Origin of the sequence: Pseudomonas sp. MWU349, from assembly GCF_017947325.1 — a bacterium.
In the GTDB taxonomy this organism is placed as follows: domain Bacteria; phylum Pseudomonadota; class Gammaproteobacteria; order Pseudomonadales; family Pseudomonadaceae; genus Aquipseudomonas; species Aquipseudomonas protegens.
Window position 1 is genome coordinate 75593 of record NZ_JAFEVP010000007.1, and the last position, 15818, is coordinate 91410.

The following is a 15818-nucleotide window of genomic DNA, read 5'->3' on the forward strand; positions in this document are numbered from 1 at the left end:
AGCGTCAAAGCTTGAACTGGGTCACCAGGGCATTGAGGTCCACCGCCAGGCGTGACAGCTCCTGGCTGGCGGCATTGCTCTGGTTGGCCCCGGCCGAGGTCTGGGTCGACAGGTCGCGGATATTGATCAGGTTGCGGTCCACTTCGCGGGCGACCTGGGCCTGTTCCTCGCTGGCGCTGGCGATCACCAGGTTGCGCTCGTTGATGGTGGTGATGGCCTGGGTGATCTGGTCCAGGGCCAGCCCCGAAGCGCGGGCGGCTTCCAGGGTCAGGTGGGCCCGCTCGTTGCTGTTGCGCATGGCACTGACCGCACCTTCGGTACCTTCCTCGATGGTGTTGATCATGCTTTCGATTTCCTGGGTCGACTGTTGGGTGCGATGGGCCAGGGCGCGCACTTCGTCGGCGACCACGGCGAAGCCACGTCCGGCGTCCCCGGCTCGCGCGGCCTCGATGGCGGCATTGAGCGCCAGCAGGTTGGTCTGTTCGGCAATCGAGCGGATCACTTCCAGCACCTGGCCGATATTGCGCACGTCCACCGCCAGGTTTTCCACCCGCTGGCAGGTCTGGGTCACGTCTTCGGCCAGTTGGCCGATGGAGTCGACGGTGTGCTGTACCTGCTCGCGGCCGTGATGGGCCGTGTGGTCGGTTTCCTGGGAGGCTTCGGAGGTGCTCACCGCATTGCGCGCCACTTCCTCCACGGCGGCGGTCATTTCATTGACCGCGGTGGCCGCCTGTTCCACTTCGTTGCTTTGCTGGTGCAGGGTCTGGCTGGAATGCTCGGTGACCGCGTGCAGTTCCTCGGCGGCGGAGGCCAGTTGGTTGGACGAATCGGCGATCCGCTGCAGGGTGCCGCGCAAGCTGGCTTGCATGGTCTGCAGGGCGTGCAGCAGGCGCGCCGGTTCGTCCTTGCCACTGACTGCGATGCTCTGGCCGAGATCACCGCGGGCGATGGTTTCCGCTACCTCCACGGCCTGGCCCAGGGGGCGCACGATGCTGCGGGTCAGGAACAGGGCCAGGGCCACGGTCAGGGCCACCACGACCAGCATGATCAGCAGGACCATGCCTACCGCACCTTTGAACACCTGGTTGCTTTGCGCCGCCGCGGCGATACCGCCCCGGGTGTTGACGTCGATGATGGTCAGCAATTCCTTGAGCATGGCGTCGGCATTGGCCAGGAACGGGCCGCCGTCGACGATGTCGATCGCCGCTTCCTTGTGGCCCTGGCGCATCAGGTCGGTGATTCGGTGCTGGTCCTTGAGGTACAGCTTCTCGGCTTCGAAAAAACGCTCGTAGGCGGCGCGTTCGTCGTCGACGTTGATCAGTTTTTCATAGGCCTGCTGTTGCCGATCCTGCTGCTGCTCCAGCTCGCTGAGGCGCGACAGCAAGGCCTGCACGTCGCCGCTGTCGCGCACCACCAGCATGCGCAGGGTCAGGGTTCGGATCTGGGTGCTGGTCAGGGCCAGGGCATTGGCGGCAACGATGGATGGCTGCCAGTTCTGGTCGACCTCAAGGGATTGCTGGTTCATGCGTTGCATTTCCAGCAGGGAAAAACCTCCCAGGGCCAGGGCCAGCAGGGCGATCAGGGCGAAGCTGAACCCTGCGCGGCGGGAAATGTTCATCGTTCTCAAGAGCATGACTGTGTTCCTTGTGGCGGCAAAAAGTACAACCGGCGAGGCGAGTCGCGGTTTGCATCGGTGCGGTGCGCGCTGGGGCTAGGCCCCACGGCACCGTCGGCTTTTTGCACACAAGGCAGGCGGCAGGCGCATCTGATCGGCGCCTTTGTCCAGTGCTTTCCAGGGTCGACAGGTTGCACGGCCTGCCTGGAAAACCCGCCAATGATAGCACGGTGACATCTATCGCGGGCGCCTGGCCCGCGGCTTTCACCGGCCTTCGGTCTGGAGAAAGCCCTGGATGGAACGGGCGCTGGTGACCGGGTCGACCTGCATGAAACAGTGCTGGCCGTCGATCACCTGGGTGCTCAGGTGCTGGTTGATGGCCGCCCAGCGCTTGATCGAGCGAGCCACGTAGGGGTAGCTGTCGCGGCCGTGGATCACCAGGCTTGGGGTCTTCACCTGGCGCAGCGAGCGCCACAGGCGCCGGGGAAAGGAACTGTAGATATCCACTTCGCGCTCGGGGGCGCATTTGAGGGCCACGCCTTGTTCGTCGTCCTTCAGGCCGTGTTCGACATAGGCGGCCAGGGCCGCGTCGCTCCAGCCCTTGAAGATGCCCCGGTTGGCCAGCGCGGCCTTGGCGGCGGCGCGATCCGGCCAGCGCCGGCGGCGGGCGGCGGCCTTGCGCGCGAGGCTGTGGCGGCGGTTCAGGCCCAGGGCCGACAGCACACCCAGGGAACCGATCATGGAGGGGGTGAAGATCACCGGGTCCAGCATCACCGCCTTGCGAAACAGTTGCGGGCGTTCGGCGACGATCAGGCAGGTGAGCACCCCGCCAAAACTGTGGCCCAGCGCATAGCGCGGTACTTGGCCATAGGCATCGAGCCCGGCTTCGAAGGCTTCGGCTGCCAGTTCCGCGGTACGGTTCCAGCCGAGGAACGGGCCTCCGTGGTCGGTATCGCCGTGGCCCTGGACGTCACTGAGCCACAGGTCGAAGGACTCGGCCAGCAGCGCCAGCATCGGCTGATAGGCCATGGAGCAGAAACCGTTGCCGTGCAGAAAGTGCAGCAGCGGCTTGCCCGAAGGCGCGGAGCGCAGGCCGCGCAGGGTGAAGCCTTCGGGACAGGGGTAGGACCAGGGAAGCAACTGCATGGGGCCTCGGGGCAAACGCTGAATACAGCCGGGCATTGTCGATGGCCCGGCCCTTGAGTCAAGGGCCGATCCTGACCGAGTCCAGCACTAGCCGGTCTTGAGCTGGCGAAACGACAGGCTGATGCGCTCGCCGGCGTCCGGCGCCTTGGGGATCGCGTGCAGCCAGTGCTTTTGCAGTTCGTCCGACATGTGCAGCAGCGAGCCGCTGGCCAGGCTGTAGTCGAAGGTGGCGCCGCTTTCCTTGTGGCGAAAGACCATGGCCCGGGCATGGCCCAGGGAGACGATCACCACCCCGGTGCCTGTCACCAACTGTTCATTGGCGTCGGAATGAAAGCCCATGGAGGATTGGCCGTCGGGGTAGCAGTTGAGCAGGCAGTTGTTGGGGCGAAAGCCCAGCAGTTGCTCGATGGGCCCGCACAGTTGTTCCAGTGCTTCGGGCATCGGCACGGCGGGGTAGGTGATCTGCGAGTAGTCGTAGGGCGCGCCGAAACTGGCGGTCTTGCGCGCACGCATGCGCTCGTCCCACAGCACGGAGTCCTTGAGGTGGTTGAACAGCCGGTGCGGGTCGGCGATGAAGTCGGGGAAAAAGTCGATCTCGGGTGGAGTCATGGGAGTACTGCCTGTCGTGAAGGACAGCGCCTGCGGGGGGCAGGGCGTGATCCTTATCGGTCCTTGATGGGTGCCTGGAGTGTGCCGCCTGCCACCGACTGGATAAACTGTGCGGCCTTTTGCCCCAGGTCCGCCTGGGAAGCGCGGATCAGCAGGACCAGGGGCGCCAGGGACAGTGGCTCGATGTCCAGCCGTTGCTGGCTGGAATTGCGCAGTATCAGGGTCAGCTCGGTCCACTGGTCATCGTCGGCGGTCCGGCTGTCACCATCGGAATCCACATTGCAACCAGCGCCCCACAGGTGTTCGGCCACCCGGTAGAACGCCGGGCGTGGTCCGGGCTGATGCAGAAGCAGGGTGTGTGGGGAAGGCATGGTGTGGAGCTCGGGCGAGGTGGCGTTCCAGGTCGGTAACGGTATCCCGTCGCCGGCGTGCGGCGCAACTGCGAAGAGGGCAGGCGCCGGAGCATCCGGCCGTGCTCAGCCGCCGTTGGCGCTGAGGATGCTCGCCACCTGGCGTGGCTGGCAGTTGAGGTAGGGCGAGGTTTTCAACCAGCGCTGGTCCGGGTACCAGGAGAACATGAACTGGCCATCCTTGAGCTTGTCTATCACCTGGCGCGCCACTTGCGGGCGCACCGCGGGGCAGCCCTGGCTACGGCCGATGCGGCCCTGGCGCTGGCTCCACAAGGGGTTCACGTAGTCGGCGGCATGGATCACGATGTCGCGGTCCCGGGCCCGGTCGTTGAAGCCCGGTTCCAGGCCGTCCATGCGCAGCGAGTAGCCATGGCTGCCTTCGTAGCTTTCCTGGGTGCGGAACAGGCCCAGGCTGGATTGGTAGCTGCCCAGGCGATTGGAGAACTGGGTAGCGAAGTTTTCCCCGGATTTCTGCCCGTGGGCCACCAGGTCGCGCAGCACCAGTTTTTTGGTCCGCAGGTCGAAGATCCACAGGCGCCGTTCGGTGGAGGGCCGCGAGTAGTCGATTACCGCCAGGTGGCGGGCTTGTCGGGCGCCGCTGCCTACCGCGCATTGCATGGCGTTCAGGGCACTTTTGAGGGCCTGGGGATTGAGTTGCGGGGCGGCGTGGGCGAGGCTGGCATACAGCGTCGGGCTGGCGGCGGGTTGGACTTTGCTGGCGGCGTAGGACGAAATGGAAAAGGCGCCCAGGGCAATGGCCACCAGGCAGAACCGGCACAAGAAATTCAACATGTATAGAGCGTCCCCATGGTCACTTTGGCTCCTGACGTCCTGTCGTTCCCCCGGCAGTCTGGTCTATATGTTTAATGCCCAGGCCCGATTGTTTTCCGCATCTGCCGTAATGGTTGGCCGCCCGCCGGGCGCCCACGGATTGGAGTAAAGCAGTTGTTCAAAAAAACCGCATGTTACTTGACCCTGTGCCTGCTCGCTGCGCCATTGGTCGCGCTGGCCGGTGAGCTGCCGCAGCTGTCGGCGAGCCCGATGCAAACGGCGCTGACGCAACTGGCCGTGGCCTGCCCGGCCCTGGCGCCGCGGCTCAATACCCCGGCCCAGCAGCTGTTGCAGGGCTTCTACCAGCAACAGGGCGAACAGCAGGTGTGGTCCGTGGCGGGCCGCCTGGCCAGCTTGCAGGCGCAGTTGGCGCAACTGGTGGACGACGGGCTGGACCCGGGCCACTACCGCCTGCCGCAGGCGAGCCCGGCGGGAGATGGCCTGTGCAGCGATATCGATATCACCCATCAGTACCTGCAAGCCCTGCAGGACCTGCATTACGGCCGCCTGGCGCAAAGCCGCTTCGAGCCTATGTGGCGGGCCCAGCCGCTGCCGGACGATCGCCAGAGCGCGCTGCTGGCGATTGCCGTGCCGGGCATCGCCCACATCGCCACGGCCTTCGAGCAGGCGCGCCCCAGCTTTGCGCAATACCGCAACCTGCGCCAGGCCTATGCCCATGAGCGCCAGCAACCCTTGCCCCAGTGGCAGGCCGTGGCCGGCGGCCCGTTGCTGCGCCCGGACATGCAGGACAAGCGGGTGCCGGACCTGGCCCTGCGCCTGTACCACGGCGGCTACCTGCAAAGCCCGGTGGTCAACCCGGACAACGCCTACAGCGGCGAGCTGGTCAGCGCGGTGAAGAACTTCCAGCTGGGCCATTCGCTGCAGGCCGACGGTGTGGTTGGCGCAGGCACCCTGAAAGAGATGAACATCAGCCCGGCCGAGCGCCGCGAGCAGTTGCGCATCAACCTCGAACGCCTGCGCTGGCTGGCCCAGGATTACGAGCCGAACCTGGTGCTGGTGAACGTTGCCGCCGCCCAGTTGACCTTCTATCAGCACGACGCGGTGGTCTGGCAGACCCGCACCCAGGTCGGCCGCGCGGAGCGCCAGACGCCCTTGCTCAAATCCCAGGTCACCCGGCTGACCCTGAACCCCACCTGGACCGTGCCGCCGACCATCCTCAAGGAAGACAAGCTGCCGGAAATCCGCCGCGACCAGGGTTTCCTCAACCGCCAGAATCTGCAGGTGCTGGATGCCAACGGCCAGCCCCTGGCGGCCGAAGACATCGACTGGGACCGCCCCGGCAACATCCTCCTGCGCCAGGGCGCCGGCCCGCGCAACCCCTTGGGGCGCATCGCCATCCGCTTCCCCAACCCGTTCTCGGTGTACCTGCACGACACCCCGAGCCAGGCGCTGTTCAGCAAGGGGCCGCGGGCCTTCAGCTCCGGCTGTGTGCGGGTCGAGCAGGCCCTGCAACTGCGTGACTGGCTGCTCAGCCCGGCGGAGCGGTTGCGCACCAACGAGCTGTTGGCCACCGGCCTGACCCACGAGTTCCGCCTGGCCAAGCCGGTGCCGATCCTGCTCAGCTACTGGACGGTGCAGGCCGACAGCCATGGGCAACTGCTGTATGCCCCGGACATCTACGGGCGGGATATGCCCCTGGCACTGGCCCTTGGCTCGCGCTGATGGCGTGCGACCGCAAGGGCCAGGGGCAGGGCGGTGCGTCAGCTTCCTGGGTATGAGGGCCCGGGTTTACGCGAACAGGCGGCGAGGTCTTCCAGAAAGACCTCGAGGATCGGCGGCGGTGTACTGCCGCGTCGAGTGATCACATCAAAGGGTGACATCAACCGCAGGCGCTCGGGCGCCAGTTGGCGCATGTCGCCGCAGGTGACCCACTGGGCGGCGAAATGGGTGGGCAGAAAGCCCAGGTAGGCGCCGGAGATGATCAGGATTGCCAGGGCCTCGATGTTGTCCACCGTGGCGGCGGCCTTGCTGACACCCAGGCATTGCAGGTCGTGTTGCTGCATGTAGCCGCGCGCGACAACCCGGCTCGCGGCCACTTCCTCAAGCAGTTCGACGGTCTCGGCCTGGCTGGCGAACAACGGGTGGTAGCGGCCGCAGTACAGCCCCAGGGCCTCCTGGTACAAGGCGCTGTGCAACAGGCCCGGTACGTGGATCGGGAAGTGCCCGATGGCCAGGTGCAGGCGCCCGTCCAGCACCCGCTCTTCCAGCTCCGCCGGGGTGCCCACGTAGACATTCAGGTGCACGTCATGCCCCCTGGAGACAAAGCGCTGGGTAGCCCGCGGCAGCGGTGAGTCGGGGTCGCTGATGGTGGTATCGATGATCCCCAGGTTGAGCTGGCCGCTGATGCGCTGCTTGAGCACATCAGCGTCCATGCAGAAGTTCTCCACCGCCGACAGCAGGCGCTGGGTCGCCTCATGAATCGCCACCCCCTGCTCGGTCAAGCGGAACCCGCCGCGTCCGCGCTGGCAGAGTTTGACCCCGAGCCGCGTCTCCAGATGAGTCATCTGTTCGCTGATGGTCGACTGGCCGGTATTGAGCGCCGCCTGCGCCGCGGAAAAGCCGCCGCAACGGACGATGGTGGCAAATACCCTGAGCAGCTTGAGATCGACATCGTGCAGTTGAATCACTGGACAGCTCCCACCTGTGGACACATCGGCAATGCCGATATGAGTATCTGATGTTCAGCATTTTCTCCATATAAACCAGCGCTCATAGTCGATTCAACGGCGGCGGCCGCACCCGCCCGCCCCAGCGAATAACAAGAAATGGAGACGCTGAACATGTCGAAGCACGGTTATGAGTCCGGCCGCCTGAACCTGCCTTTCGTGGGCCATTGCACCTTTGCCAAATCCCCGGTGTGCACCGACTGGGACACCCTGGATGCCGATGTGGCGATTCTCGGGGTGCCCAACGACATGGGCACCCAATGGCGTTCCGGTGCGCGCTTCGGGCCGCGCGGGATCCGCGAGGCGTCTACCCTGTTTTCCTTCGGCCACGCCGGGGCCTACGACCACGAAGACGATGTGATGTACCTGACCGCGGAGGATGTGCGCATGGTGGACGTGGGCGATGCGGATATCGTTCACACCGACATGGCCACCAGCAACGCCAACACCGAGTTCGCCGTGGGCAAGATCCTGCAGGCCGGCGCCATGCCGGTGGTGCTCGGGGGCGATCACTCGGTGCACGCTCCGGTGATCAAGGCGTTCGAGGGGCGCGGGCCGATCCATATCATTCACTTCGATGCCCACCTGGATTTTGTCGATGAGCGTCACGGCGTGCGCTATGGCCACGGCAACCCACTGCGCCGGGCTTCGGAGATGCAGCACATTGTCGGCATGACCCAGATGGGGATCCGCAACGTGTCCTCATCCAACCGCGACGACTACGAGGCGGCCCATGCCGCCGGGTCGAAGATCCTCTCGGTCCGCGAGGTCCGGCGCCTGGGCACCGAAGGCGTGCTGGCGCTGATCCCCGAGGGCATCGACTACTACATCACCATCGACATTGACGGTTTCGATCCCTCGATCGCCCCCGGCACCGGCACGCCCAGCCATGGCGGGTTCCTCTACTACGAAGTACTGGAGATCATCCAGGCCCTGGCCAGGCGCAGCCAGGGGCGGATCGTCGGCATGGACCTGGTGGAGGTGGCGCCGGTCTACGACCCCTCGGGCATCACCTCGATTCTGGCGGCGCAGCTGCTGCTCAACAGCCTCGGTTTCATCTTCCATGAGCGCGCCCAGGCTCGCTCCCGGTAATGAGACACACCTGCCTCCGGCATCGACCTGGGGCGATCAACGAAGCACAGTGACTCGACGCCCAGCGTCGGGCAGAGGGCATGAACATGGACACGATCGTCAAGCAGTACCTGCAACAGTTCGCAATCAGCGAGGCCACTCAGCGCTTTCTCGGCAAGGCGCAGAAGATGTTCATCGACGGCGCCTGGGTCGATGCCAGCGACGGCCAGACCGCGCAGGTCCGCGAGCCGTCCACCGAGGGCCTGCTCACCCATATTCCCATGGGCACCGTGGAGGACCTGGAGCGTGCCGTGCGCGCGGCCCGCAAGCAGTTCGACGGCGGCGAATGGAGCCTGCTCAAGCCGCTGGAGCGCGAGGCGATGATTCACCGCCTGGCGCAACTGATTGCGGACAACGCTACGGAACTGGCGGAAATCGAATCGATCGACATGGGCAAATCGGTGGCCAGTGCCCGGGATGTCGATATCCAGGGCACGGTCGACACTTTGCGCTATTTCGCCGGCTGGGCCAGCAAGCTCCACGGGCGCACCGTCGAGCCCTCGTTGCCGGGCAATTACCTGGCGTACACGCGCAAGGAGCCGGTGGGCGTGGTCGGGGTGATAGTGCCCTGGAACTTCCCGTTGCAGACCCTGGCCTGGAAGCTGGGCGCAGCCCTGGCCACCGGTTGTACGGTGGTGGTCAAGCCCGCCGAGCTGACGTCGCTCTCGGCCTTGCGCTTCGCCGAGCTGGTGGAAGAGGCGGGTATCCCCGCCGGGGTGATCAATATTGTCAGCGGGCGCGGCAGCGTGATCGGTGCGGCCATGGCCGCGCACCCGGGGATCGACAAACTGAGCTTCACCGGGTCGACCCCGGTAGGCCGTACCGTGGGGCGCGCGGCGCTGGACGACATGAAGCGCCTGACCCTGGAACTGGGGGGCAAGTCGGCGGTGCTCGTGCTGGCCGACGCCGACTTGCGCGCGGCCGCCGAGGCCGTGGCCAACGGTGTGTTCTTCAACTCGGGGCAGGTCTGCGATGCCGGTACCCGTGCCTATATCCACCACAGCATCTATGCCGCGTTTCTCGATGAGCTGATCGCCTACACCCGGACCTTGAAGGTGGCCCCGGGGCTGGACCCGGACTGCTTCATCAGCCCCCTGGTATCGGCCCAGCAGAAACAGCGGGTCTGCGAGTACATCGAGATCGGCAAGGGCGAGGGCGCCCAGCTGGTCTACGGCGGCCAGCCGCTCAAGGGGCCGGGGTACTTTGTCGAGCCAACCATTTTTGCCCATTGCCGCAATGACATGCGCATCGTCCAGGAAGAGATCTTCGGGCCGGTGCTGGTCACCGCGCCTTTCGACGATGACGAGCAGGCGCTGGCCCTGGCCAATGACTCGCTCTATGGCCTGGCGGCGGCGATCTACTCCAACGACCTGGGCCGGGTTCACAGCCTGATTCCGCGTCTGCGGGCCGGCTCGGTGTACGTCAATGCCCACAGCACCATCGACCCCGCGATGCCTTTTGGTGGCTACAAGCTGTCGGGGTTCGGCAAGGACCTGGGGCCGGAGCAGCTCGACCACCTGATGGAAACCAAGGCGGTCTGGATCACCCTGCCTTGACAGGCGAGCCTGCCTTGTACCGACTTCGGGCGCCCTTGGGGCGCCCGTACATCCCCCCATCAAAGCCTGCAGGAGGTGCCCAGGCATCGAGTACCGCACCAGTGCCGCGTCATGATATCGACCAACAATAAGAGCCCATCATGAACACTAATGCCCAGCCTGCTCCGAGTGTCTCCAATGCCGACAACGGCTCCGTTGTCGAAGTCCATTCGATCGATTACATCCCGGAAAACGAACGCACCGACAAGCTCTCCAGCCAGGGGCCGTTCTGGTTTCTGGGCAACTTCACCTTCTTCACCATGACCATCGGCTTTGTCGGGCCCAGCGTCGGCCTCACGGCGTTCTGGACCACGGTGACCGGCACCCTGGGCATCATGTTCGGCACCTTGTTCATGGCCTTCCATGGTTCCCAGGGGCCGCACCTGGGTTTGCCGCAGATGATTCAGTCACGGGCGCAGTTCGGCTACCGCGGGGTGATCCTGGTGCTGCTGGCGACCCTGTTCGTGTTCGCCGGTTTCAACATCGTCAACCTGGTGCTGATGATGCAGGGGCTGCAGACGTTGTTCGGCTTCGATCCGCTGCTGGTGGCCCTGGCGGTGACCGTGCCGGGGGCGGTCCTGGCGATTCTTGGCCACGACTGGATGCACCGCAGTTTCAAGTGGGCGCTGTACCTGTCGCTGCCGCTCTATGGCCTGGTGAGCCTGGCGGTACTGATGCACTGGGTGCCCGATGCCCAACCGCTGGCCGTGGCGGCAGGCGGCGTGGCTCCGCAGCCCCTGGGCTTCAACTGGTCCGGCGGCGTCGCCCAGTTCGCCGCTGCGGCCAGCTACAACATCGCCTATGCGCCTTATGTGTCCGACTACTCGCGCTACCTGCCCAAGCACACCCACAGCGGCAAACTGATTGCCGTGGTGTTCCTCGGGGCTTCGTTGTCCGGCGCCTGGATGATCGCCGTGGGCGGCTGGCTGGCCGACCACCTGCATTCCACCGATGTGCTGGTGGCACTGGGGCAGGTGGGCAACACCTTGTCACCGCTGGTGGGCACGGCGGTGGTGCTGGTGACCATCCTGGCGTTCCTGCCGGTAATCGCCATGAACATCTACAGCGCCAAGCTGACCACCCTGACCTGTGTCGACTCGATCATCAGCATCAAGCCGACGCGCAAGGCTCGGGTCCTGGCGATTCTCTTCGTGATCCTGTTGCAACTGGGCGTGGCCCTGAGCATCCAGCGCTCGAACCAGGGGCTGTCGGTGCTGAGCATCTACCTGGTGGTGATGCTGTATTTCCTGGTGCCCTGGACCTCGGTCAACCTCACCGACTACTTCTTCGTGCGCAAGGGGCGCTACGCCATCACGCACTTCTTCATGCCCCGGGGCAACCTCTACGGCAGCTGGGGCCTGCGCGGGATCGTCGCCTACGCCATCGGCTTCGCGAGCATGATCCCCTTCTTCTACATCTACGACGGCGTGGAGCAGCGCGAGGTCTATGTCGGCCCGCTGGCCAGGGCCCTGGGCAGTATCGACGTTGCCTGGCTGGTGGGGCTGGTGGTGTCCGGGGTGGCCTACTACGGCCTGAGCCGTTCGCTGGACCTGGCGCACGAAGAGGCGGTGATCCTGCGCCTTGAGGACGCCGCGGGAGCGTGCGCCGAAGGGCTCGCGCAACCCCGCGAGGCGCTGCCGATTCTCAATCAATTGACGGTCGGGAGATGACCATGAGCAGGCAAACATTCGACTACATCATCATTGGTGCCGGATCGGCCGGCTGCGTGCTGGCCAACCGCTTGAGCGAGGACCCGGGCACCTCGGTGCTGGTCCTGGAGTTCGGGGGCAGCGACCGTAGCGTGCTGATCCAGATGCCCAGCGCCTTTTCCATGCCGATGAACACCAGCAAGTACAACTGGCGCTACCAGACCGAGCCTGAGCCCTACCTCGACGGCCGGCGTATCCATTGCCCGCGGGGCAAGGTACTGGGGGGCTCGTCCTCGATCAACGGCCTGGTCTACATCCGCGGCCACGCCCATGACTTCGATGAGTGGCAAGCCCTGGGGGCGCGGGACTGGGGCTATCGGCACTGCCTGCCGTATTTCAAGCGGGCGGAAGACTACGAGGCCGGCGGTGACAGCTACCGCGGGCAGGGCGGGCCGTTGCACACTAACAATGGCAACAACATGCACAACCCCCTGTACCGGGCCTGGATCGATGCCGGTGTCGAGGCGGGCTACATCAGGACCGAAGACTGCAACGGTTTCATGCAGGAGGGCTTCGGCGCCATGCACATGACGGTGAAGAACGGCGTGCGCTGCTCGACCGCCAATGCCTACCTGCGACCGGCCATGGGGCGCCCCAACCTGACGGTGCTGACCCAGGCGATGACGCGCCGGATCCTCTTCGAGGGCAAGCGCGCGGTGGGCGTCGCCTATGACCGTCAGGGGCAGGTCCATGAAGTGCGGTGCAACCGCGAGGTGCTGGTCGCCGCCGGCCCCATCGGTTCGCCGCACCTGCTGCAACGCTCCGGTGTCGGGCCGGCCGAGGTGTTGCGCAAAGCGTCGATCGAGCCTCGGCACGTGCTGCCGGGAGTGGGGGAAAACCTCCAGGATCACGCCGAGGTCTACATCCAGTTCGGCTGCAAGGAGCCGCTGACCCTCAACAGCAAGATGGACCCGCTGAGCAAGCTGCTGATCGGTTTGCGCTGGTTGCTGTTCAAGGACGGCCTGGGGGCCAGCAACCACTTCGAGGCCGGTGGTTTCATTCGTTCCGAGCAGGGCCTGGGGTGGCCGGATATCCAGTTCCACTTCCTGCCCGCGGCCATGCGCTATGACGGCAACAAACCCATCAAGGGGCATGGCTTCATGGTGCTCACCGGCCCCAACAAACCCAAGAGCCGCGGCCATGTGCGGGCCCGGTCCGGCGACCCGTACGAGCACCCGGAAATTCTCTTCAACTACCTGCAACGCGAGGAGGATCGCGAGGGTTTCCGCCGTTGTGTGCGCCTGACCCGGGAAATCATCGGCCAGCCGGCGATGGACCGTTACCGCGACGGCGAGATTGCGCCGGGGCCGCAGGTCAACACGGATGCACAGATCGACGAGTTCGTGCGGGCGAACCTGGAGAGCACCTATCACCCCTGCGGCACCTGTCGCATGGGCGAGGACGAGATGGCCGTGGTGGATTCCGAACTGCGTGTCCACGGTCTTGAAGGCCTGCGGGTGATCGACTCGTCGGTGTTTCCCAGCGAGCCCAACGGCAACCTCAATGCGCCGACGATCATGCTCGCCGAGCGTGCCGCCGACCTGGTGCGCGGGCGTAAGCTGCTGGTGGCTGACGAGGTTGCGGTGGGGTTGGCCCCGGATTGGGAAAGTCGCCAGCGTCCGGGGGCGCCGGTACGCAAGGTGAGGGTTGAATGACCGCGAGGGGGAAAACCTGCGCCGGCTGCCGTGTACAGAACACGACAGCCGACGTTGGGTTTTACCTCACTGGGCGGGCGCCAGCCGGTCGTAGATCACATCCAGGGCCGGGCCCAGGTCGCCGTCGCCCTGGGCCACGGCCTTGATGCCCTGGGGCACCGACAATGACGGATCGCCATGCATCCCGAACGGCGGCGGCAAGCCTGCCACCTTTGCCGGACGCTCATAGATCACCCGGCCTTCCTTGACGGTCTTGAGCACCTGGATCTCGCTCAGGGTCTCGGGTTTGACGGTCAGCGGGTTGGCCGAGAGCACCGCGAAGTCCGCCAGCTTGCCCGGGGTGATGGAGCCTTTGCGGTCCTCTTCGAAATGCTGGTAGGCCGACCACAGGGTCATGGCCTTCAGCGCCTGCAAGGGCGTCACCCGCTGGTCCGGGCCGAGTACGTAGCCGCTACGGGTGGTGCGGTTGACCGTGGCCGCCAGCACTCGCATGGAGTCCGGTAGCGCCACCGGTGCATCGTGGTGGGTGGTGAATTTCATCCCGGCCTGGAGCACCCACTGGGTCGGCGAGATGTTTTCCGCGCGTTCGGGCCCCAGCACCGACTGGCGATGCCAGTCGCCCCAGTAGTAGGTGTGCATGGGGAACAGGGAAGGGAAGATCTTCAGTTGCTTGAGTTCGGCCACCTGGTCCTTGCGCAGGGTCTGGCCGTGGATCATTACCGGCCGCACATCGACCCCGGGGTAGGCCTGTTCCGCGGCACGCATGGAGCCGAGCAACTGGTCGATGGCGCGGTCGCCGTTGGCGTGGGAGAGGATCTGCCAGCGGTTGGCCAGGGCCTCTTTATAGATGGCCAGGGCGTCGGCGTCCTTGACCACGCCGTAGCCGGCATAACTGGCGTCCTGGCCCTGGGGCGGCTTGAAGTAGGGCTGGCTCAGCCAGGCCGTCTTGCCCTGGGGCGAACCGTCCAGGGTCAGCTTGACCCCGCCAATGCGAAAGTGCTGGTTGTACACCACCGGCTGGTTGCTCGGGTGATACCAGGGCGCGACCATCAGTTGCTTGACGCCGGGGGTGAGGATATCCGGGTAGGAGACGATGTCCGCCAGCAACTTGCCATCGCCTGCGGCCTTGATCGCGGTCTTGACCTGGTCCGGGGAAGAGCGGCCGTCCTGGACCGTGGTGTAGCCATAGCTGACATACAGCTTCTGCCCGGCGCTGAGCATGTCCACCGCCTGGTCGGCGGTGAGCTTGGGGAAGACCTTGATCAGGGCGTTGAAGAAGGCGTTTTCCTCCAGCACCCCGTTGGGCTCCTGGCTGCCGTCGACACGGCGGATCACCCCGCCTTCCGGGTTGGGGGTCGATGCATCGATCCCCGCCAGTTCCAGCGCCTTGCTGTTGAGCACCCCCAGGTGCGAGGACTGGTGGACGATGGCGACGGGCAGGTCGCGGGTCACGGCGTCCAGGTCGGCCTTGGTGGGGTGGCGCTGTTCCTGCAACTGGGAATCGTCATAGCCAAAGCCGAACAGCACGCCGAACTGCTTGGGGATCGGTGACTGCTGTTCAAAGCGGCGCAGGGTTTCCTGGAGCCCGGGGATGCTGTTGTTGGCTCCATCCGGTGGCGGCAGCAGGTTGGCGCTGGCAGCCTGGAAACCCACCATCGACACATGGCCGTGGGGGTCGACGAAGCCCGGCAGCAGGGTCGCGCCCTTGAGGTCGAGCATCTGCGTGGCCGGGCCCTTGTTCTTGAGTACGTGTTGCCGGTCACCCACGGCGAGGATCTTGCCGTCCTTCACCGCCACTGCCTGGGCCTTGGGGTGCTGGTCATCGATGGTGATGATCGGGCCGTTGAACCAGATGGCGTCGGCCACCGGCGGCGTGGCCGCCAGTGCACTGGCACTGGCGAGCTGGAGCGCTGCGATGAGCAGCGCGAAGCAGGTCTTTTGCATGGGCGTTCTTCCTTGAAGCGGGCAGGAGCGCACTAGCCTAGCCGCAAAGCGCCGTCGCAGGTGACTGGTTTGAGGTATCTTGTGCATCCTTTTTTCCTTGCTCAAGGTTCTCATGCCCCTCGACAAACGCCAGCAGGCCGCCATGGAGCGCCTGCTGGCCGCCACCCTGACCGAAGCCTGCGAAGCCGCCAAGGCAGAGATCATCGGTTTTTCCTGGCTGACCCACGAAGTGGACTACGCCGCCTTTGCGGCGAGCCTGGTGGTGGTCTGGGTCTTCGACACCCAGGCCCACCAGGAGCAGGCCCTGGCGGCCGGGCAGTGCGCGCGGATGCTCGAACTGACGGCCCGGGCCCTGGAAGAGGCCGATGTTCACCTCGACGCCCTGGAAACCCGTGTGTTCTTCGACAGCGAAGAGCAATGCCGGCGGGTCAATGGTGGCGATTGGGCGCAACGCCTGAAGCGCCTGCGCCCGGGCCGGGGTTGAGC

At 65.4% G+C, this 15818-nt stretch carries 13 protein-coding genes; 6 read left to right on the forward strand and 7 right to left on the reverse strand.

All coding sequences use genetic code 11. The features are described 5' to 3' along the window. Window positions 1–4: 4 nt before the first annotated feature. The 5 genes from KCG88_RS25995 to KCG88_RS26015 form a co-directional block, all read right to left on the reverse strand. Entirely contained in the window at window positions 5–1633 is a 1629-nt protein-coding gene (locus KCG88_RS25995) for a methyl-accepting chemotaxis protein (protein ID WP_210713430.1), read from the reverse strand. Between the two features lie 246 nt (window positions 1634–1879). Further along, entirely contained in the window at window positions 1880–2761 is an 882-nt protein-coding gene (locus tag KCG88_RS26000) for an alpha/beta hydrolase (RefSeq protein WP_210713431.1), read from the reverse strand. Between the two features lie 87 nt (window positions 2762–2848). Then, window positions 2849–3370, reverse strand: a complete 522-nt coding sequence (locus KCG88_RS26005) for an alpha-ketoglutarate-dependent dioxygenase AlkB (RefSeq protein ID WP_015635171.1) — start codon at window positions 3368–3370, stop codon at window positions 2849–2851. Window positions 3371–3423: 53 nt separating this feature from the next. After that, on the reverse strand, window positions 3424–3741 hold the full coding sequence (locus KCG88_RS26010; RefSeq protein WP_210713432.1) for a hypothetical protein: 318 nt from the start codon (window positions 3739–3741) through the stop codon (window positions 3424–3426). Window positions 3742–3846: 105 nt separating this feature from the next. Then, the gene (locus KCG88_RS26015; protein ID WP_047285851.1) at window positions 3847–4572 is read right to left on the reverse strand and encodes a murein L,D-transpeptidase catalytic domain family protein; all 726 of its coding nucleotides are present in this window, start codon (window positions 4570–4572) and stop codon (window positions 3847–3849) included. A gap of 153 nt (window positions 4573–4725) precedes the next feature. Here KCG88_RS26015 and KCG88_RS26020 point away from each other — a divergent pair, with 153 nt between their 5' ends. Then, entirely contained in the window at window positions 4726–6294 is a 1569-nt protein-coding gene (locus KCG88_RS26020) for a L,D-transpeptidase family protein (protein ID WP_210713433.1), read from the forward strand. 38 nt (window positions 6295–6332) lie between these two features. Here KCG88_RS26020 and KCG88_RS26025 read toward each other — a convergent pair whose 3' ends face one another. Then, window positions 6333–7259, reverse strand: coding sequence for a LysR family transcriptional regulator (locus KCG88_RS26025; RefSeq protein WP_047285856.1), 927 nt, complete (start codon window positions 7257–7259; stop codon window positions 6333–6335). A 153-nt stretch (window positions 7260–7412) separates the two neighbouring features. Between KCG88_RS26025 and speB the strand changes: the two genes are divergently transcribed. The 4 genes from speB (at window position 7413) to betA (ending at window position 13388) form a co-directional block, all read left to right on the forward strand. Beyond that, complete coding sequence (gene speB / locus KCG88_RS26030; protein ID WP_047285859.1) at window positions 7413–8390, forward strand: agmatinase; 978 nt, start codon at window positions 7413–7415, stop codon at window positions 8388–8390. Between the two features lie 86 nt (window positions 8391–8476). Next, on the forward strand, window positions 8477–9985 hold the full coding sequence (locus tag KCG88_RS26035; RefSeq protein WP_210713546.1) for an aldehyde dehydrogenase family protein: 1509 nt from the start codon (window positions 8477–8479) through the stop codon (window positions 9983–9985). A gap of 140 nt (window positions 9986–10125) precedes the next feature. After that, window positions 10126–11694 carry a cytosine permease gene (locus KCG88_RS26040; RefSeq protein WP_210713434.1) on the forward strand — a complete coding sequence of 523 codons (1569 nt, stop codon included), beginning with the start codon at window positions 10126–10128 and terminating at the stop codon, window positions 11692–11694. Window positions 11695–11696: 2 nt separating this feature from the next. After that, the gene (gene betA / locus KCG88_RS26045) at window positions 11697–13388 is read left to right on the forward strand and encodes a choline dehydrogenase (RefSeq protein ID WP_047285863.1); all 1692 of its coding nucleotides are present in this window, start codon (window positions 11697–11699) and stop codon (window positions 13386–13388) included. A gap of 66 nt (window positions 13389–13454) precedes the next feature. On the opposite strand, the gene KCG88_RS26050 is transcribed toward betA, so the two are convergent. Then, window positions 13455–15332 (reverse strand): amidohydrolase, encoded by a 1878-nt coding sequence (locus KCG88_RS26050; RefSeq protein WP_210713435.1) that lies wholly within the window; start codon window positions 15330–15332, stop codon window positions 13455–13457. Window positions 15333–15444: 112 nt separating this feature from the next. Here KCG88_RS26050 and KCG88_RS26055 point away from each other — a divergent pair, with 112 nt between their 5' ends. Beyond that, window positions 15445–15816 carry a hypothetical protein gene (locus tag KCG88_RS26055; RefSeq protein ID WP_047286088.1) on the forward strand — a complete coding sequence of 124 codons (372 nt, stop codon included), beginning with the start codon at window positions 15445–15447 and terminating at the stop codon, window positions 15814–15816. The last annotated feature ends 2 nt before the right edge of the window (window positions 15817–15818 follow it).